At 45.2% G+C, this 323-nt stretch carries 1 protein-coding gene; it reads right to left on the bottom strand.

Features of this window, described 5'->3' with window-relative positions; all coding sequences use genetic code 11:
• The coding region (locus tag SLS51_RS24940; RefSeq protein ID WP_323840878.1) for a hypothetical protein at positions 1-323 on the bottom strand (323 nt) is incomplete at both ends.

Below are 323 nucleotides of genomic sequence, written 5' to 3'. Positions count from 1 at the left end.
CCCGGCCCGCAGTCACGCTGCCTTTATTATCCAGCGTGGTATTTTCCAGAATAATATCCCGTCCCGCCTGCACGTTAATATTGGGCGCAATATGGGTTTCTTTGCCAATAATATTGAGGTCCGTTTTAGCCTGGGTATTGCCTAATTCAATTTTGCCATTGGCGTTTAAAGTAATATCACCTTGGTTACTGATTAACTCTTTTAAATTAACGCCAACGCCCTCTTCAGTGGCAACCAGTCGGATTTTATTGGCATACATGCCGCCTAACGCTTTGGTGTCAACCGCTAATTGAGGTTTAGTACCTTCGCCAGCGACAGGTTTA

The sequence above is a fragment of the Photorhabdus africana genome, from assembly GCF_035181445.1.
In the GTDB taxonomy this organism is placed as follows: domain Bacteria; phylum Pseudomonadota; class Gammaproteobacteria; order Enterobacterales; family Enterobacteriaceae; genus Photorhabdus; species Photorhabdus laumondii.
The sequence above is the reverse complement of the archived record's forward strand: the minus strand, read 5'-3'. Positions and strand labels throughout refer to the sequence as shown.